Raw genomic sequence first — 18,581 nt, forward strand, 5'->3', positions numbered from 1 at the left:
GCAAAGTCAGAAGAACTTACTTCGCCGCTTCCAGCTCATACATTTTTACGGCTTTATTCATCTCTGAGAGCAAAGGAAGATTGCTGGCAGCCACTTTTGAGATCATCGCGGCATCAACAGCCGTGGTTTTATAGTCCGCTGCGGTTTGCATAAGCGGCATAAAGTCAGTCCACAGCGCTTTCACCTGATCGAGCTGCTCAACAATAGACGGCTGTTTTGTTCCCGGCAGACCGAGATTCTCATCTCCGGCCACGAGCCCGGTGAGGGTTTTATCAAACAATGTATAAGTTTCCAGAAGATTGAGCTTATTCGTCTCCACCTCATGCTGAAGTGCAATCAGGAAGAACTCTTTACTCATTTTCTGAGTCAGCATCCGCTGCTTACCTGCCAGATTGATGGTCGCCGCTAACCCCGGCGCCGATTCCAGACCATTTTTCTGCGCATCTTTTTCATACAGACCTACCGCTTTGTTCATCTCCTTCAACAGGGGGAGGTTCTGACTGGCAATCAACTGCAACTGCTCTGCAGATACCGCTTTAGACGCCAGAACCGTCTGCACTACCGAGTAGAACTCAGCCCAGATGCCATCAACCTTATCCAGTTGTTTCAGGATACGCCGTTTCTCAGTGACCGGCAGACCCAGTGAACTGTCTCCATTGCGCAGACCTTTGAGGGTTTTATCGAAAAGCGTTGCGGTATTACTCAGGTTCTGCAGATTTTTATCCACGTCGACACCCAGCGCGACCAGCGCCACCTCCTTCGACATTTTCTGGCTGAGCATTCTCTGCTTACCTGACAGATTCAGCACAACACCATACTCGGCCGCCGTAGGCGCAGCCTTCAGTGGAGAGAATGCAAACAGGCAGAGAAACGGGATAAGGAACAGTTTGGCTTTAACTGTATTCAGAGCAGACATCATCTTTTCCTTGATCTGATAATTTAGGCAGTCCTGAAAGCGTAGTAACTGACAAGGAAATCAACAAGCTACAACATTCAGTAAACGAGGCCTGATCGCCCTTTCCTTGATATGGCTCAGCCGCCCGATCGGCTTTGTGAGTACAGATTACCCCTTTAGGTGTATTAACTTGCAGACAGGATTCTCCGACTATTCTTACTGCATTCACCACATCATCAGTAAAGATCGATTATGCGTCGAATCAGACACTTACTTCCAAGGCTCTACTGTTTTTCAATTGTCGCTAAACAGCGCAGTTTTACCCAAGCCGCTGAGGAGCTGAATATTTCCCAGTCGGGAGTCAGTTATCAGATTAAGAAACTCGAAGAACAACTCGGCTACGCCCTGATGATCCGGGAACCGCGCCGTCCAATTCAACTGACAGATAAAGGCCGTACACTGCTGCACCTTTGTGAGGAGATCTACGCCAATCTGGAAAATACGCTGGATGAGATGAGCGGTGACAGCCTCTCAGGAGAACTGTCGATCACCTCCGATGTTTGCTTCGGCTCACTGGTTCTGGCGCCGGCACTCGGCTTTATTGAACAACGCTACCCCAACCTATCGCTACGGATGCAGTTTCAGGATGAGTTTATCGAGCTGGGAAACAGAAATATTGATATCGCTATTCGCTCACTGACCAGCGACCCGGATCTGGATTACATTCCCCTGTGTAAAACACGGATGCATCTGGTCGCCAGCAAAGCTTACCTGAGTAACGCAGGGCCAATCAGGAAACTGGAAGACCTCTACCAGCATAAGATTCTTTGCAGCGGAGAGGATGACTTCGACTGGCACAACCTGATCACTCAGGTTCCGCATCTGGACTGGCACAAACTGAATAAACATTGCATGATCAACAACCTGCAGGCCCTGAGCCAGTCGATGTGCGCAGGCTCGGGGATCGCCTACCTTGCCGCTTATACGGTAGCATCCCAGCTGATGGAGGGCTCCATTGAGACCTTGCTGGAGAACCAGATCCCCGACATGGAGATCTCCTACTATCTCGCCTGCCGTACACACACGGCCAACAACCCGAAAACCCGTGCGTTCTGTGAACGAATCAAAGACTACATTCAGCAGTCGGAATTGAGTGCTTTTCTTCAGACCCCGGATGGATAAGGTGAACGCTCAGACAGCGATCTGTGCAGGCATACTTTTCCCGAATTCAGCCGGGACGGTTATCAGAGATACCAGTCATACTCGCGCGCGGAGATCTCGTTTTCAAACTCAAGAAGTTCACTCAGACGCTGAGCGGCAAACACCTCAACAAACTCATCACCTAAATAGGTTTTAAGCACCTCCGACTGACGACACAGCGCTATAGCACTGCGCAAATCCACAGGCAGCCCCTCTGCATTGAGGCAGATATCCTGAACCGGCTCGGGCGGTTCGGCAGCCGCATCAAGACCGTAGTGAATACCGGCCAGAACCACCGCCATCGCCAGATAGGGGTTCGCATCGGCCCCTGCCACCCGGTGCTCAACCCTGCGATTGCGTTCATCGGAGAGCGGAATGCGCACGGCAACAGAGCGGTTTTCATAACCCCAGTTGGGTGTAAGTGGCGTATTGTTACCGGGCTTCAGCCGCCGAAACGAATTGATATTAGGAGCAAAGAACAGCATCGAAGCCGGCATAAGCTGCAGTAATCCTGCAACCACCTGACGCAGCCTTTCATCCTGATTCGGGCTGAGAATATTCTCGCCCGAAGCACCGTACAGGCTGGCATGAAAATGGAATCCGTTACCCGCCTCCTGCAGATAAGGTTTAGCCATAAAGCTGGCCTGATAGCCATGCTTGAGCGCCACCCCTCTGACGATGCGCTGAAACAATACACACTGATCCGCAGCCGCCATTACATCTTCATTATGCTGCAGGTTGATCTCATACTGACCCGGCCCTAATTCCGCAGATACAGGGCCGGTTATCACTCCCTGCTGTTCACAACATTGGATAATTTCGCTCAGGCAATCGCCGTAATCGGCAATACGCTCTAATGACAGCACCGCTAAGCCATCAGCCCTGCCGGTCAGTTTTCCCTGAGGCGGCTCGATCTGCGCACTGCCATCCGCTTTTGGCCGGCAAAGATAAAACTCCAGCTCAAACGCCACCACCGGGAAACAGCCTGCCGCCTTTAAACTATCCACAACCCGTTGCAGAACTGCGCGGGGCTCCCAGAACAGCGGTTCGCCCTGTTCCGTTGTGAAAGTCGCCATCACCTGGGCCCGGGGTACCGATTCCCAGCTCACATAATTCAGGCTGCCCGGCACCAACTGAATGTTTGCGTCCGGATCACCGTCATCAAAACCGTACCCTTTCGCATCAACCGGATAGCCTTTCGTGCACATCAGATGCATGGCTGCGGGCATCTTCGCCTGCCCCTTTGCCAGCTTTTCCAGATCACGGATCGGATAGCGCTTACCGAACAGCTTGCCGACCAGATCCAGCGCAATCACATCCACTTCCCGAACATCCGGGTACTGGCTGATAAAACGTTCTATTTCGCTTTGCATATCCATCATCCTACTTCCGGGAAGCCCCCAATTTGTCACGCAACAGGTAATACCAGGAGCCCATTATCACTGCCGGAACCTTGAGCAGACGCCCACCGGGCATCGGCATCTGTTTAACATTTGCAAACACATCAAAGCGCTCGGCACTGCCCGCCACGGCCTCCGCCAGCAACCGTCCCATAATATGGGTGGTCGTCACCCCGGTACCGGAGTAACCGTGCGCATAAAACACACTGGACCCGGGCAAACGACCCACATCCGGCATGCGACTGTAGGTAATGGCAAAGTTACCGCCCCAACTGTAGTCCACCTTGACGTCCTGCAACTGCGGGAACACCTTCAGCATATTCTGCCGCAGGCGCTGGCTGACATTACGCGGCTCTTTACCGCCATAAAAACTCTCGCCACCGAACAACAGACGCTGATCACCGGTCAGACGGTAATAATCAAGCACATAGTTCCAGTCACAAAAACCATAATCTTTACGGATAATCTCCTTTGCCAGCGCATCCGGGAGCGGCTCGGTAGTGACGATAAAGCTGCTGACCGGTACCAGCCTGGCCTCCATCTCAGGAACCAGATTGCCCAGATAAGCGTTACCCGCCAGCACCACCTGTTTAGCCTTGACCCTGCCCAGCTCGGTATACACGGTCGGAGTCATGGTTTTGTCTATTTTCGTCACACGGGAGTTTTCAAAGATCTCACCACCAAGACCAAGTAACGCCCGCGCTTCACCCCGCGCCAGATTCAGCGGGTGCAAATGAGCCCCATTCGGATCATAGTAAGTACCCACATAGTTCTCACTGCCCACCATCTGCTGTACAGCAGCATGACCAGCATTCACCTTGATATCGTCATGACCACAACGTGCCCAGACCTCCCGCTCATGTTCCATCGCCTGTAACTGGCGATCACAGGTCGCAAGGCCCGCATGACCCTCTTTAAGATCACACTCAATCTGATAATCCTCAACAAACTGGCGAATGATCTGACACCCCTCCAGCACAAACTCCAGATACTTTCTGGTATCTTCCAGACCAAAGCGCTGCTCCAGCATGCCGATACCGTTGTTATAACCGATGATCGCCTGGCCACCATTGCGTCCTGATGCCCCCCAACCTACCCTCTCGCCTTCCAGCAGAATCACTTTATAGCCCCGTTTAGCGAGATGGATCGCACTGGACAGACCGGTAAAACCAGCCCCTACCACGCACACATCACACTGATGTTCCCCCTGCAGAGTGGGTAGCGATAACTCGCTGTTGAGCGAGTTGGCGTAGTAAGAATTTACGTAGGAGGCATTCGCCATAATGAGTCCATTTCAGTCAATTGGTTGTTAGTGACTACCACTATGCGAAAAGCCTATGGATGAGTGAAATACTTATATTTGATGCATGAATCAGTAAAACAAATGCATGCGGTCGGGCCTCACAGCGCCTCCCTCAAAAGCCAGAAATCCCCCACCGGTAGACATAGGAAAATATTGTGCGGCGCAATTTAACTTTACTACACAGCTATTTATTGGCTGCACTGTAATGAACCGCTCACACTTAACCAGCACTATTAAGAAGCCCTGAGAATAATAAAAAGCCCACCAAAAACCACATAACAATTTGATAAATAACAATATTAATTTTCTGGCATTGACTGTGCTTTAACAACTTCAGCCAATGATGGCTATAACGCTTCAGAAACCCGATCAGGTGTTACCCCACCCGGCGGCTCTGAAGTTTTTATTGCAGTGCAAAAATTCGCTTACTGGACAATGGCGTCCACAGCTTGCCTGAGTAACTCAGGCGGGATGTGGGCGCCCTTTTTTTGCCCGGAAGGGGTAATCCTCCCATTTTTAACTGGCGCTAAAAGTAGAAGTTAAGCCACCCTTAGTGGCGGCTTGCCGCCATTGGCTTTATGAGGGCGCTCATGATTGTAAAACCAGAGCCACCGCGTTGCATAGTCTTGTACCTCCTCGAGTGTTTCGAATAGATGTTTACTGACCCAGCTGTACCTGATTGTGCGGTTATGCCGTTCAATGTAGGCGTTCTGCTGAGGCTTACCTGGCTGGATATATTCAATTCGAATATTCCGCTTTTTAGCCCAATGAGTGAACTCGTGACTTATGAACTCAGGCCCGTTATCACAGCGCAGCACCGAAGGCTTTCCACGCCACTCGATCAATTGATTCAGTGTTCTGATGACGCGTATGGCAGGCAGTGAGAATCCTGCCTCAATCGCTAGACCTTCACGTCGAAAATCATCAATGACGTTAAATAGACGGTAATTACGGCCCTCTGAAAGTTGGTCGTGCATGAAGTCCATTGACCAAACCTGATTCTGGCGTAGCGGTTGCTTCAGAGGCTCTGGCTTATGCCGATTCAGTCGTCGACGTGGCCGTATCCTGAGATTAAGCGACAACTCGCAGTAAATTCGGTAAACCCGCTTATGATTCCAGTGGAAACCTTCCACATTACGGAGGTAATCAAAACACAAACCAAAGCTCCAATCCGACTCTTTATCTGTCAGTTTGATCAACCAATCAGCAATTTCAGCGTTCTCAGAATCCAGCTTAGGCTGATACCGATAACAGCTTTCGCTGATACCAAAGGCTAAACATGCCAGCCGGATGCTGGTTCCTTGGGTGGCTACGGCCTGTTGCGCCATCTCCTTGCGCTGAGACGGCTTTACCACTTTTTTTGTAAAGCCTCTTGGACAATCTCAGCCTTGATGCGCTCTTCAGCATACATTTTCTTGAGACGGCGGTTTTCTTCTTCCAGCTCCTTCATACGGGCCATTAATGAAGCATCCATGCCGCCGTACTTTGCACGCCATTTATAGAATGTCGCTGAACTCATGCCGTGCTCACGGCACAGTTCAGGCACGGGGGTTCCTGCTTCAGCCTGTTTAAGAATCGCCATGATCTGGCTGTCGGTATAACGTGATTTTTTCATAAGAATCTCCTGCGTTTAGGTTACGAGAAAATTCTACTTTTGAGGACCGTTAATTTTCGGGGGGATTACCAAGGCAGCCACCAATGGAAACCGATAACAAGGCATAACTATGGCTTAAGGAACTGACCCACGGAGAGTTTGGCGACAACATAATGAGCGCTATCGACTTCTCTATGGATATCCAGCGCGAAGAAAACCCGAATGGGGATCGGGTGAATGTGGTGCTTTCAGGTAAGTTCTTGCCGTATAAGACGTACTGAAAACACAGTAACCGGCCTGAGTTCAGAATACAGGCCAGTTACTCGCAGGGGTAGAAATTGGAAGCCACTTAGTGAAGCGGCTTGCGAGCCTTCTCTGTTTTTTCCTGATATAGCCAATCCACATCTGGACTAGCAGGCCGGAAGCCGGAGACGGCCTCTTGAAGAAGCGCCCGAGCGCGCTCTGAATCTCCGGTTTGTAGCGATTCGTTAAGTGCAGCCAGAATATTCTGTAACACATCCCTGCCCAAAGACTCTTCCTGAGCCCTCATAATCTTCGCATGCTGCGTGCCGATAACATCATCGCCGATCAGCAGCTCTTCATATAACTTTTCTCCAGGACGTAGGCCACTGAACTGTATCTCAATACCTGAGAGGTGCTGATCGGTTTTCACCTCCTCCCCCATCAGCTTGATCATCCGTTTAGCCAACTCGGTAATTTTTACCGGTTCTCCCATATCAAGGACAAAAACATCTCCACCTTGTGCCATGGATCCGGCCTGAATAACCAGTGAGGCCGCCTCCGGAATCGTCATAAAAAACCGGGTTATCTCCGGATGCGTCACCGTGACCGGACCACCCTCCCTGATTTGTTGACGGAAAAGCGGAACGACTGAACCGGATGACCCCAGCACATTACCAAACCGAACCATCGAGAAAACGGTAGTACCGCCTTTCTGTGCAAGATCCTGTAATACCAGCTCTGCCAGACGTTTAGTCGCGCCCATTACATTAGTAGGGCGTACGGCCTTGTCCGTCGAAATCAGGACAAAACGCTCTGCCCCCGCTTGCAGGGCCGCTTCGGCTATTACTTTTGTGCCAAAAGAATTATTACGGATACCTTCCAGCACATTATGCTCCACCATGGGCACGTGTTTATAGGCTGCTGCATGATAGACCGTCTGGATATTAAACCGGCGCATGACTCGATCAAGGCGATCAGGGTCCAGAACTGAACCTAAAACAGGAAACAACGGAATAGACAAACCACGTGTAGTCAGCAGTTCCTGAAGCTCCCTTTCAATCGAATAAAGTGCAAATTCGCTGATCTCATACAGAACTATGAGTTTGGGCTTATTCTGGATGACCTGTCGGCAAATCTCGGAACCAATCGATCCTCCCGCGCCAGAAACCAGTACCGCTTTATCCGTAATACTCGTTTCTATGAGTAACATATCGGGAGGTACGGTATCCCGTCCGAGGAGATCTTCAGGACTCACATCTCTGAGACTATCTACCGACTCACCTGAAATAATCTCCGGCATAGTCGGCACCGTTTTAACATGGACGGATTGCTCAGATAATTTTTCAAGAATTGAGCGACGTTGAGAATGACTGACAGAAGGCAAGGCAAGCAGAACATGGGTTATACCATGGCTCGTGATCAGCTCTTTCAAGTTCGAAGGGTCATAGACAGGGAAACCGTTTACCGTACTCTTCCACAATGCCTTATCATCATCAAGGAAACCTACTGGAAGGTACTCCGCTCCGCTCCCGAGGGCAGTAGCAAGCTGCACACCCGAACCACCGGCTCCATAAATCAATACGGGCTCTTTTTCTATATAGTGTCGAAGCAACCAATGATAGTAGTTACGGACTAATAGACGACTGCCACCCACATACACTAGTGCGGCCAAGGCAAAATTCACTGGTACAGATCGGGGGAACGGCTGGATATTCAACACGATGGCGCTCGCCCACAGGAGTACCGCTAAAGCCACAACTCCTTTACAGACTGAGAGAATCGCCTGCGCTCCCATAAAACGGACAACCGCACGATACAAACCCAACCGCATAAAAATAAAAACACCAAACACAGGTGTTAATAAAAATAACAACCAAGCTTCAGACAAATAACTGGAAGGCCACCATTCAGCCAATCGCAGGGCATAACCAGACCACAAGGCCAACGGCAGAGCAATAAGATCAGATAGGACCATTATCAACTTTTTGCTATTACGCCCTAAGCTTAAAATCCAATAATGCGTGACTGGTGTGTAATGTTTATATTTTTCCATACATAACAAACTTAGAACTGTAAATAATCACCTTGTTGAATGGGAGGAGTTACAGATTGGTTGCCAACTCCACACAAAGCGACATCACAATAGGCCTCTTCAAGTGCGACCTCAACCTTAGATTGAAGTGAGTGTGTCATTTCGAAAGCCAACGACATTTTGTTTATCAGTACACCACTGATGAGATACCGAAGTTAGGGCCGTCCCATACTGCGCTATCGCTGATTTTCCGCATAACATATGGCCCAGCAGCTTCATATTAACACGCAAGGGGTTTATATCCTGTATAATTTTCCGGTTAATCATCTTAGGTAACTACCTAGCCAACCCAGCTACTTTGAAGAATCTGGGGCAACTAATCCCATAGCTAAACAAGAGCAATAATGGAGAATTAATTCAGATGGACCATCTTAAGCAAATTGCTCAGAAACAATCCTCTGCATATGGTTCTAATCAAACAGATTTCCTAATCGTAGCCTGCGGCTCTCACAACATGTGTAAGGCAGAACTTGTAGAGCAATTGTTAACCTCTACTGCGGTTACCTCGCCTACTTCACCCCAGCGTACTAATCACTCAGATAACTCTAGGGCAGAGGAATCAGGGAACACTCTTCACCGCTCGTCAATTTTACAGAGCAATCTATCGGTAGTTGACTCAACTGACCTACAGCAATTAACCGAAGCCCTATTTACTTCAAGTTCTACCGCAAGAGTTGCTATTATTTTAATAGACCCGACGATCACCATTGACGCAACGACCAAGCAACAAGTCATACTGTGCTCGATGTTTGGCATTAGGAAGATAGTCTTTTCCATCAACGTTACGAATGAAAAGCACTACAACAAAGAACAATTCCTAAATTTAGAAAAAGAATATCAGCACTTCTCAAAGTCACTTGAACTGGACTCAGCAGTATTAATCCCATCTTGCTTGGCGTCAACAGACAAAGAAAGCAGCTGGTATCAGGGCCCTAGTTTAATTGAGTACCTTTCCGAGAGTTCTGATCCGCACGCAATAAAGGAGCAGCCATTTAGATTCCCTGTTGAAGAGATTACACAGGTTGATTCAGATTCTATTGCTGCTTCAGGAAGAATCGAAACAGGTAAAGCATACCCAGGCCAAAAACTCAGAATTCTGCCGTCTGCACAGATAACCACAGCCAAGGCGGTCTCCCTCTCTAACGTAACCGGCTGCAAGCCTGTAAAAGAAGATAGCGCCGTAATCGTTTTACCTGCGGATGTTAAATTATCTACAGGCAATGTTCTTGTTACATCAGATTCCCCATGTGAAGTTTCTGATCACTTTGAACTGCAACTGGTTTGGACAGATAAAGAGCCCGGTTATTTGGGACGGACCTACTGGATTCAAATTGGCACGGCCACCATGCGTGCAGAGATCACCAATATAAAACATAAGTTAAATATTCATACCTTTGAAAAGCTATCTGCCAATAAGCTTTCCATCAATGATATTTCAATTGTGACCCTCAAAACCGAAAAACCGATCCCGTTTGAGCCGTTCAAACAATGCCGAGCCTTAGGAAAATGCACACTACGTGATCACAGCAACAAAGTCACCGCCTATGGCACTATTAACTTTTCACTGCGTAGGGCAAAGAATGTTCATCTGCAAAAACTTGACGTAGATAAACAGGCGCGTTGTAAATTAAACGGTCATCGAAGCAGGGTACTTTGGTTTACAGGACTGTCCGGTTCAGGGAAGTCAACTATTGCGAATGCCCTGGAAAAGGAGCTGCATTCAAGAGGGATTCGCACCTATGTACTGGATGGCGACAATGTTCGCCATGGGTTAAATAAAGATCTGGGATTTACCGATGCAGATAGGATTGAAAATATACGGCGCATTTCCGAAGTAGCCAAACTCATGGTGGATGCTGGCATTGTCGTAATAACAGCATTTATTTCCCCCTTCCGCTCTGAACGCCAAATGGCCAGAATGCTATTTGAGAAAGGGGAATTTATAGAAATTTTCGTCGATACCCCACTTTCTGTTGCTGAAGCCAGAGACCCAAAAGGTCTATACAAGAAGGCGCGCAAAGGAGAAATTCCAAACTTCACCGGAATTAACAGTCCTTACGAAGAACCGGAAAACCCGGAAATCATCCTGCCAACAGCAGATAAAGCAGTTGATGAACTTGTTGCCGACCTCCTCTTGGAATTAGAAATATAATCATGAATATTGCTCAAAAAATTCTGTCTGATTCGAACATTTTATCTTCACTAAAGCATCTTATGTGGGAAGCAGGTGATGTGATTATCGACATCTACAACAATGAAAAAATCGATATCACAACAAAAAAAGATCAATCCCCTGTGACTAAAGCCGACCTCGCTGCGCATAACGTTCTAATTCAGGGGCTTTCAAAACTAACACCAGAGATTCCTGTTGTCAGCGAAGAAGACCCCGCTTCTCTAGCTATACCTGAAACGGTTTCAGTATATTGGCTTATTGACCCATTAGATGGCACAAAAGAATTTATCAACAGAAATGGTCAATTCACATGTAACCTGGCTCTCATTGAATCCCACAAACCCACCCTTGGTTTTGTGGGCATTCCAGTAAAAGATGAGCTTTACATTGGTGGGGATGGTATTCAGTCGATACGCGAAAAGCGGGGTAGTTCAAGCACAGAGGAACAGATTCATTGCTCACGTATTTCCGCAGATTTAACCCGTGTTGTCGCAAGTAAAAGTCACTTAAATGCGGAAACAGAGGCGTTTATTAATTCACTAGAAGGCGACGTCGAATTAGTTCAAGCGGGGAGCAGTCTCAAATTCTTAAAAATTGCAACCGGCGAAGCGGATATCTATCCACGACTGGCCCCAACCTGCGAATGGGATACGGCAGCGGCCCACGCCGTACTTGAGGGAGCTGGCGGTAGTATTACACAAAGCAGCGGCAGCCCCATGGTCTACGGAAAAAGGGATATTCTGAACCCTTATTTCATTGCTAAGGGCCACCGGTGATTGAAATTGAATGGGCACTACTCTCCGGTGCTTTGGTCGGTTTTATTGTCGGTATAACCGGTGTTGGAGGAGGGGCTTTAATGGCTCCTATTCTGCTATTGGGCTTCAAACTAGACCTGACTGTAGTCATTGCCACTGATTTACTGTTTGCTACCATAACTAAACTAGCCGCAAGTGGGCTGCACGCTAAAAATGGCTATGTTGACCGGCAAATCATCAAACGCATGTGGCTTGGCAGTATACCGGCAGCTGTTATTGTTGTAGCCCTCGCCCACTCAGGTCTGTTATTCGACCATCCGTCCTGGATTGCAACACTACTCGGCTTCCTGGTAATTCTTTCAGGCCTCTCTATGTTGTTTGGGAAGTATTTCCAGGCCTTACAAAAGCGCCGACGAATAGCGACTCCAACTTCATTTAAAAAACTCCAACCCAGCGCAACAGTACTGGGAGGTGTCTTGCTTGGTGGACTGGTATCTACAACTTCAATCGGTGCAGGTGCAGTCGGAGCACTACTTCTCAGAGCCCTATACCCGCTAAGAATGCAACCCAAAAACCTGGTCGCTACTGATACTCTGCATGCAATCCCGGTATCGCTGATAGCGGGAGTAAGCTATCTTGGGATGGGTTATACTCACCTCGAGCTTCTCAGCTATTTAGTTCTGGGTTCTATTCCTGCTGCAATAATAGGAAGTCATATGGTGACATTATCTAAGCCAGAGTTAATTAAAAACCTCTTGAGCATTGCTTTACTAATTGCCGGCTACAAATTATTAAGTACCTAGCACTCGTGAGCTATCAACGACAGACCTCTCTGATAACACAACACGTTTTATCTAATTCGTCCTGGGTCAGTGTTGGATGACAAAGGAACATCAGACTCGTTTCACCCAGCTCCTTCGCCACAGGCAATCTTTCAGCAGGCCTCCCCCCTGAATTATCAAATGCCTTCTCTAGATAGACTTCAGAACAAGAACCAGAGAAACAAGGAACACCTTGTTCGTTAATCTCTGCCATGATCTGATCGCGCTGACCGTTTTTAACAAAGACATAGCATTTGTATGCAGCATGCTCAATTACATCGGGTAATTCAGGCACGCGAAGAGCAGAGCATTCTTTTGCTGCTGCCCATATTTGATTGGCATAACGAACACGCCGGTCATGCCAATCCCCCATACGAGCCAGTTGAATGCGGCCTATTGCCGCCTGCATTTCGGTCATACGCCAGTTAGTACCGAATGATTCATGTAACCATCGAAATCCTGGCGGATGCTCTCGTTCATAGACAGCTTCCCAGCTTTTGCCATGATCCTTATAAGACCACATTTTAGACCACAGTTCTCTGCTATTGGTCGTAACCATGCCGCCTTCACCACCTGTAGTCATTATTTTGTCTTGGCAGAATGACCAGGTACCAATATGTCCTATTGAACCGACAGACCTACCCATATATTTCGCGCCATGAGCCTGAGCACAATCCTCAATCACATAAAGATCGTTTTCTGCAGCCAGTTTCATAATTGAATCCATCTCGCAGGGCCACCCGGCAAGGTGTACACATACAATGGCCTTCGTACGGGGGGTCAGAACCATTTTGATGGTGTCGGCTGTAATATTCTGACTATCCCGATCGATATCTGCGAAAACAGGTACTGCCCCCGCATTCACAATGCTAGAAACTGAAGCAAGGAAAGTTCTTGAAGTAACAATTACCTCATCCTCTGCACCAATATCGAGTGCCCTCAATGCAAGATCCAGTGCTACAGTTCCGTTTGCAAGCGCAATAGCAAACTTAGATTGAGAAAAATCAGCGAACTCTTTCTCAAACAAGCGGCCTTCCTGCCCAGTCCAATAGTTAACCTTATTCGAAAGCAGAATATCCCGAACCGCATCCGCCTCTTCTGATGTGAAAGAGGGCCATGGAGAAAAAGGTCCATTTAACATTTAATGAAAAACCGTTTGTAGGATGTATTGAAAGTCACGACTAAGAGACCATTTACGAATATATTCAATGTTGATCTTTACCTTATCAGGCCAGATAACCTCAGCGTTATAGGCATCCGGGTCATCTTGCTCGGCAAGCAACTCCTCCTCGTTTCGATACTTTAATGTTGCGGGACCAGTAATACCCGGCCTGATGGATAGCATTACCTGCTCATCACCGCTTAATTTATCCGCAAACCCTGGAACATCTGGACGGGGACCAACAAAACTCATTTCACCAATAAAAACATTAAATAATTGTGGCAACTCATCGATTTTTGTTCGTCGTAGAAAAGCGCCAAGTGATGTTATTCTTGGATCACCACGCCGTGTGACAGTAGTGTTAAACGAATCAATTGGGCGCATAGTTTTAATCTTTATCACTTTAAAGATTCTCCCGTTGCGCCCTACACGCCGCTGAATAAAAAAACCATTCGAGCGGGTGTCGTAACTAGCAGCGATCCACGCAATAAGAATCAGCCACCAAAAAACAAGCAGACCAAAGGCAGAAAAAATAAAATCAAAAGATCGTTTCTGAAAGGCCTGACAACTGCTGAGCCTACCTTTTACATCGCCTAATTCATCACAGGTAGTCATAACGTTTTAACGTCTCCCCTACCAAGGCTTCCAGCTTGTCAACTTCCTCTTTGCCCAGGGCTTTTCGCCCTTTACCTAGGCTGCGAGCAGATACTCCACTAACCGCTTCTGAAATTTTTTCACTATCCACCTTCCTGTTCAGAAACACGAGAATACGTGAGAGCTCCTCTTCTGGATTACGAACAAAATCCTCATAACGAACACGAACAACTTTATCTTCAGGCATCGCTGATAACGCCGACTCAGATAAATCTACGCAGCGCTGCCATTGGAGCGCGCAAACCTCATTAAGGCTATGTCGTTGCAAAATCTGTTGCATTCCCTCCAGAGCAGGCCCCCAAAAGGCAAGGCGCTGTTCTCTTGAAATGAATCGGTACATACGCGCCCATAAATAACGAAAACCATAATAGGGCAAATCTGTTTTCGGTACGAATCGTACTTTTTCCAATATGTACGGTATGTCGAGTTTCGCAGTCCAACGTAGTTTGGCTGAACCTGTGGCATCGATGCCATCCCGATAAATAAAAATGTACTTAGCATCAGGCATAATTTCATTAACAAACGGAACTCGCAATGAATTAGCACAGGTCTTTTCAATAACAATTTCAGAACCATAGGTCGAACGGATATTCGCGAATCGCCCCTGGATATATTCTTTCACTGATGGGGTGGCTTTTTCAGCAGGAATCTCGTCTGATGCATATCTAATATTTCCATGACGCCATATGTAATTAATCTCATCACACGGCCAGGTGGCAATACCATCTAAAGAGGTCAATATGTCCCTAAGCATGTTTGTACCTGAGCGTGGTGCCCCAATGATAATTACGTCGGTATTACTCATTCTATTTTCCCTAACATTACTACAGAAGAGAAGACCACTTGACCATTACCGCTTCTTCTGAAAACTCTCTTGACGCAAGTGCTGTCGCGTTCTTGTGCATCGCTTCTAACTCAACAGAATCATCTGCTAAGGCTTTAATTGCATCAGCAAGCTTTTGTGCATCACCATTAGCAACCGCGAGGCCTACACGATTCTTTACAATATCATTCGCCAGACAACTGTCCTCTTCAACAGACACTAACACAGGACAGCCTTGTTCCAGATATGTCATCGTCTTGCTAGGATAAGCATACTTATGAAGTTCAGGCATCAGGCTAACAAAACCAGCACTGGCTTTTTTCATCGCCACCTTAGCTGTAGCAACAGAATGGTGACCTACGAAAGTAATCCTGGCTCCAGTTTTCTGAGCCTGAATAGTGAGATTCTCTTTTTCCGCCCCTTCACCCATCATTAGGAGATGGATATCATCACGGTCAGCAATACAGGCCATAGCCTCAACCAACACCTGAAGACCCTGAAAGCGCCCTATATTGCCCGCAAAAATAAGTACGAAAGGCTCTACCGGCCATTCGAAGGGAAGCGTTTCGCCATATTCAACAACGTCTGAGGGCAAGCTGAAATTATTAATGACTAACGTTTCTGGAGGCTTACCTGGGCAGCGGTTTTCGAGCGAAGACGCCATGTCATGTGACAATACAACTACTGGTTTTGCTTGACTACAGGTCCAACGATCCATTCTTGATAAGAATGAATAAATCTTCGGATTCCTGAACTCACCTGAAATACGACCAATTTCGGGGTGAATATCCATACAGTGATAAACAAACCGCGCACCGGAAACCCTTGCTGCAATCGCGACAAACCACCCAGCAAGAACCGGCGGTGAAGTCGATACCATAATCACGTCATAGCGTTTTCGAAAAACAGCCTGCCATAATACCCTCATGCCCAGTTTAAAAGCGTTGCGAATACGCACTAATGGTTTACCCGACTCCGGGGGTAAATTAAGGCGAACAACACAAGCTCCATCAAGCTCCGTTCGGGCAGGTTGAACAGAGTTGTCAACGGCCGACTTGTAAGAAGGCTGAGAAGTCAAAACATCTACCTCATGCCCATCCTGAACCCAGCGCTGCACAATGGTACGTAACATAGAGGCATAAGGCGGCGTATCCGGCCAGTAATACCGGTGAATTACCAAAACTTTCAATGACTGCCTCTCAATACTGCTTCCAAACCGTGCGCATAACATAGTCACGGTAGCTATGAACAATACGCACTACCTTCTCCGCCACGTTCGGCATGCTGTAATCCTCGACCTGCCTCAGGCTACGTTTTTCACCGCAGCCTTGTGTATCCAAGATCGATAGTCCCTGAAGCACTCGTTCTACTTCCAGCCCAACCATCATAGCTGCGGCTTCTTCCATCCCTTCTGGACGCTCGTGCGCTTCACGTAAGTTCAGTGCAGGGAAGTTAAGTATTGAAGATTCCTCATTGATAGTGCCGCTATCAGATAAAACAGCCCGTGCCGACAACTGGAGTTTATTGTAATCCTTAAATCCTAAAGGTTTGAGCAACTGAATGTTTGAATGGAAATTAATCCCCATTGCATCAACACGTTTCTGAGTACGGGGGTGTGTCGATACAATAATCGGCAGATCGTATTGTTCAGCCACGGCATTCAACACACCAACCAGCTTGAGAAAGTTTTTGTCTGAATCAACATTTTCCTCACGGTGAGCACTTACAACGAAGAACTCATTCTTCGTAAGGTCTAAACGTTCAAGCACATCCGAAGCATCAATCCCACCACTGTAATAATTCAGCACTTCAAACATGGGGCTGCCAGTTTTAATCACACGATCAGGTGGCAGGCCTTCGGCCAACAGGTAGTCTCGTGCGATCGTACTATAGGGCAGGTTGATATCCGCTGTATGGTCAACGATACGACGATTAATCTCTTCTGGCACACGCATATCGAAACATCGATTTCCCGCTTCCATATGGAAAGTTGGAATTTTTCTGCGCTTAGCAGGCAAAACCGCCATACAGCTGTTGGTATCACCCAGCACAAGCACCGCTTCCGGCTGCACCTCGGCCAGCACACGATCAACAGCAATAATTACATTACCAATAGTCTCAGCTCCGCTTGATCCTGCAGCACTGAGAAAATGATCCGGTTTGCGAATTCCCAGATCATTAAAGAAAATTTCATTCAGTTCGTAATCATAATTTTGACCGGTATGAACCAATACATGTTCACAGTGCTCATCGAGTTTGGCCATCACCCTGGACAAACGAATAATCTCAGGCCGTGTGCCAACCACGGTCATCACTTTCATTTTGTTCATAATAATCCTTCAGTGCTCAGGCTTAAGCCTCAACCGGGCAGGCAAAAGTGTCTGGTTTTTCACGATCAAAAATCTCATTAGCCCAAAGCATGCAAATCAATTCGTCATCACCAACATTGGTAACATCATGGGTCCAGCCAGGCACAGTTTCGACAATTACAGACTGTTCACCCGAAGTATATAGCTCGTAGAATTCGCCGGTGAACATATGACGAAATCGGAAGCAGGCCCTACCTTTAATCACAAGAAACTTTTCAGTCTTCGAATGATGATAATGCCCACCGCGGGTGATACCAGGGTGTGCAGTGAAAAAGGAGAATTGTCCGGCGTCCGGGGTTTTCAACATTTCGACGAACACACCACGACTGTCTCCATGTTGAGGCACCGCGTAGGTAAAGCTATCCGGCGGCAGATAACTGACATAAGTAGAGTATAAGGCCCGTATCAGACCGGTACCGACCGGCTCGGTAATTAAATTATCGCGCGTATCCTTAAAGCGGTTAAGCTGATCAGCTAATTCCCCTACAGTGATCTGATATTCGGGAGCGACTTCAACAAAAGGGCTTTGTGTATCAACAGCTTCAATCAGCGATATAAAGCTATCGACTACATCATCCACATACACCAGCCGGATGATGGCATCCGGATCATTGATCTGGACAGGCAAACCTCGTGCTACATTATGGCAGAAGGTCGCAACAGCTGAGTTGTAATTGGGGCGGGCCCATTTACCAAACACATTCGGTAAGCGATAGATAAAAACGGGATTACCCGTTTCCTTCTGCAGCTCTAGCAAAGCGTCTTCAGCCGCGCGCTTACTATTGCCATAGTCATTATCTCGTTCAACCTGGATGGATGAGGTATAGACCACAGGCACAGGCCTGTCGCAGGCCTTAATTGCTGCGCACAACTGATGAGTCAATCCCGTATTACCACTGGCAAACTCCTCTTTGTTTTGAGGGCGATTGATACCAGCCAGATGAAACACCCAATCGATGCCTTCCAGCATATCAGTCAACTGATCAATGCTGTGTTCACGGGTAAAGGGCACCACCTCGATATCGCCAGCCTCCTGAAAGTGCATCAGCAGGTTTTTACCAATAAATCCCTTTGCTCCAGTCACCAGTACACGCACA

Annotated in this window: 15 protein-coding genes and 1 pseudogene; 5 read left to right on the forward strand and 11 right to left on the reverse strand. The window is 47.6% G+C overall.

All coding sequences use genetic code 11. The features are described 5' to 3' along the window. Positions 1-16: 16 nt before the first annotated feature. Positions 17-916: a type IV pili methyl-accepting chemotaxis transducer N-terminal domain-containing protein gene (locus QUD59_RS04450; protein ID WP_286239868.1), complete on the reverse strand. Its 900-nt coding sequence runs from the start codon at positions 914-916 to the stop codon at positions 17-19. Between the two features lie 231 nt (positions 917-1,147). Here QUD59_RS04450 and QUD59_RS04455 point away from each other — a divergent pair, with 231 nt between their 5' ends. After that, the gene (locus QUD59_RS04455; RefSeq protein WP_286239869.1) at positions 1,148-2,077 is read left to right on the forward strand and encodes a LysR family transcriptional regulator; all 930 of its coding nucleotides are present in this window, start codon (positions 1,148-1,150) and stop codon (positions 2,075-2,077) included. Between the two features lie 62 nt (positions 2,078-2,139). On the opposite strand, the gene QUD59_RS04460 is transcribed toward QUD59_RS04455, so the two are convergent. The 3 genes from QUD59_RS04460 to QUD59_RS04470 form a co-directional block, all read right to left on the reverse strand. Further along, a complete protein-coding gene (locus QUD59_RS04460) occupies positions 2,140-3,477 on the reverse strand; it encodes a glutamine synthetase family protein (RefSeq protein ID WP_286239870.1) in 1,338 nt (445 codons plus the stop codon). Position 3,478: 1 nt separating this feature from the next. After that, positions 3,479-4,777 (reverse strand): NAD(P)/FAD-dependent oxidoreductase, encoded by a 1,299-nt coding sequence (locus QUD59_RS04465; RefSeq protein ID WP_286239871.1) that lies wholly within the window; start codon positions 4,775-4,777, stop codon positions 3,479-3,481. A gap of 560 nt (positions 4,778-5,337) precedes the next feature. Further along, positions 5,338-6,413 (reverse strand): IS3 family transposase gene (locus QUD59_RS04470; RefSeq protein ID WP_286239872.1). Its coding sequence is split into 2 segments (ribosomal slippage): positions 5,338-6,161 and positions 6,161-6,413, totalling 1,077 coding nucleotides; the frame shifts between segments, so codons are not numbered across the junction. A 113-nt stretch (positions 6,414-6,526) separates the two neighbouring features. Between QUD59_RS04470 and QUD59_RS04475 the strand changes: the two are divergent. Continuing rightward, positions 6,527-6,673, forward strand: a pseudogene (locus QUD59_RS04475) (cyanase); the annotation flags it as partial. Between the two features lie 68 nt (positions 6,674-6,741). Here QUD59_RS04475 and QUD59_RS04480 read toward each other — a convergent pair. Continuing rightward, positions 6,742-8,688, reverse strand: a complete 1,947-nt coding sequence (locus QUD59_RS04480) for a polysaccharide biosynthesis protein (RefSeq protein ID WP_286239873.1) — start codon at positions 8,686-8,688, stop codon at positions 6,742-6,744. A gap of 400 nt (positions 8,689-9,088) precedes the next feature. On the opposite strand from QUD59_RS04480, the gene cysC reads away from it, so the two are divergent. The 3 genes from cysC to QUD59_RS04495 are packed head-to-tail and all read left to right on the forward strand — an operon-like array spanning position 9,089 to position 12,458. Then, positions 9,089-10,879 (forward strand): adenylyl-sulfate kinase, encoded by a 1,791-nt coding sequence (gene cysC, locus QUD59_RS04485; protein ID WP_286239874.1) that lies wholly within the window; start codon positions 9,089-9,091, stop codon positions 10,877-10,879. A 2-nt stretch (positions 10,880-10,881) separates the two neighbouring features. Next, entirely contained in the window at positions 10,882-11,676 is a 795-nt protein-coding gene (gene cysQ / locus QUD59_RS04490) for a 3'(2'),5'-bisphosphate nucleotidase CysQ (protein WP_286239875.1), read from the forward strand. Further along, positions 11,673-12,458, forward strand: coding sequence for a sulfite exporter TauE/SafE family protein (locus QUD59_RS04495; protein WP_286239876.1), 786 nt, complete (start codon positions 11,673-11,675; stop codon positions 12,456-12,458). The genes cysQ and QUD59_RS04495 overlap by 4 nt, the downstream gene beginning before the upstream one ends. 13 nt (positions 12,459-12,471) lie before the next feature. Here QUD59_RS04495 and QUD59_RS04500 read toward each other — a convergent pair whose 3' ends face one another. The 6 genes from QUD59_RS04500 to wbjC all read right to left on the reverse strand — a co-directional run bounded on the left by QUD59_RS04500 (position 12,472) and on the right by wbjC (position 18,580). Beyond that, a complete protein-coding gene (locus QUD59_RS04500; protein WP_286239877.1) occupies positions 12,472-13,617 on the reverse strand; it encodes a DegT/DnrJ/EryC1/StrS family aminotransferase in 1,146 nt (381 codons plus the stop codon). After that, positions 13,618-14,253 carry a sugar transferase gene (locus tag QUD59_RS04505; RefSeq protein ID WP_286239878.1) on the reverse strand — a complete coding sequence of 212 codons (636 nt, stop codon included), beginning with the start codon at positions 14,251-14,253 and terminating at the stop codon, positions 13,618-13,620. After that, a complete protein-coding gene (locus QUD59_RS04510) occupies positions 14,240-15,097 on the reverse strand; it encodes a sulfotransferase family protein (protein WP_286239879.1) in 858 nt (285 codons plus the stop codon). The genes QUD59_RS04505 and QUD59_RS04510 overlap by 14 nt, the downstream gene beginning before the upstream one ends. Positions 15,098-15,116: 19 nt before the next feature. Next, on the reverse strand, positions 15,117-16,247 hold the full coding sequence (locus tag QUD59_RS04515) for a glycosyltransferase family 4 protein (RefSeq protein WP_286239880.1): 1,131 nt from the start codon (positions 16,245-16,247) through the stop codon (positions 15,117-15,119). Positions 16,248-16,314: 67 nt separating this feature from the next. Further along, on the reverse strand, positions 16,315-17,445 hold the full coding sequence (gene wecB / locus QUD59_RS04520; protein ID WP_286239882.1) for a non-hydrolyzing UDP-N-acetylglucosamine 2-epimerase: 1,131 nt from the start codon (positions 17,443-17,445) through the stop codon (positions 16,315-16,317). A gap of 22 nt (positions 17,446-17,467) precedes the next feature. Next, a complete protein-coding gene (gene wbjC / locus QUD59_RS04525) occupies positions 17,468-18,580 on the reverse strand; it encodes a UDP-2-acetamido-2,6-beta-L-arabino-hexul-4-ose reductase (RefSeq protein ID WP_286239883.1) in 1,113 nt (370 codons plus the stop codon). Position 18,581: the final 1 nt, after the last annotated feature.

The sequence above is a fragment of the Neptuniibacter halophilus genome (genome assembly GCF_030295765.1).
Classification (GTDB): domain Bacteria; phylum Pseudomonadota; class Gammaproteobacteria; order Pseudomonadales; family Balneatricaceae; genus Neptuniibacter; species Neptuniibacter halophilus.

What these genes read in the sequence shown, in the direction of transcription:
- QUD59_RS04450 (WP_286239868.1), bottom strand. Translation starts at nt 916, where the DNA reads ATGTCTGCTCTGAATACAGTTAAAGCCAAACTGTTCCTTATCCCGTTT.
- QUD59_RS04455 (WP_286239869.1), top strand. Translation starts at nt 1,148, where the DNA reads ATGCGTCGAATCAGACACTTACTTCCAAGGCTCTACTGTTTTTCAATT.
- QUD59_RS04460 (WP_286239870.1), bottom strand. Translation starts at nt 3,477, where the DNA reads ATGATGGATATGCAAAGCGAAATAGAACGTTTTATCAGCCAGTACCCG.
- QUD59_RS04465 (WP_286239871.1), bottom strand. Translation starts at nt 4,777, where the DNA reads ATGGCGAATGCCTCCTACGTAAATTCTTACTACGCCAACTCGCTCAAC.
- QUD59_RS04480 (WP_286239873.1), bottom strand. Translation starts at nt 8,688, where the DNA reads ATGGAAAAATATAAACATTACACACCAGTCACGCATTATTGGATTTTA.
- cysC (WP_286239874.1), top strand. Translation starts at nt 9,089, where the DNA reads ATGGACCATCTTAAGCAAATTGCTCAGAAACAATCCTCTGCATATGGT.
- cysQ (WP_286239875.1), top strand. Translation starts at nt 10,882, where the DNA reads ATGAATATTGCTCAAAAAATTCTGTCTGATTCGAACATTTTATCTTCA.
- QUD59_RS04500 (WP_286239877.1), bottom strand. Translation starts at nt 13,617, where the DNA reads ATGTTAAATGGACCTTTTTCTCCATGGCCCTCTTTCACATCAGAAGAG.
- QUD59_RS04505 (WP_286239878.1), bottom strand. Translation starts at nt 14,253, where the DNA reads ATGACTACCTGTGATGAATTAGGCGATGTAAAAGGTAGGCTCAGCAGT.
- QUD59_RS04510 (WP_286239879.1), bottom strand. Translation starts at nt 15,097, where the DNA reads ATGAGTAATACCGACGTAATTATCATTGGGGCACCACGCTCAGGTACA.
- QUD59_RS04515 (WP_286239880.1), bottom strand. Translation starts at nt 16,247, where the DNA reads ATGTTACGTACCATTGTGCAGCGCTGGGTTCAGGATGGGCATGAGGTA.
- wecB (WP_286239882.1), bottom strand. Translation starts at nt 17,445, where the DNA reads ATGAACAAAATGAAAGTGATGACCGTGGTTGGCACACGGCCTGAGATT.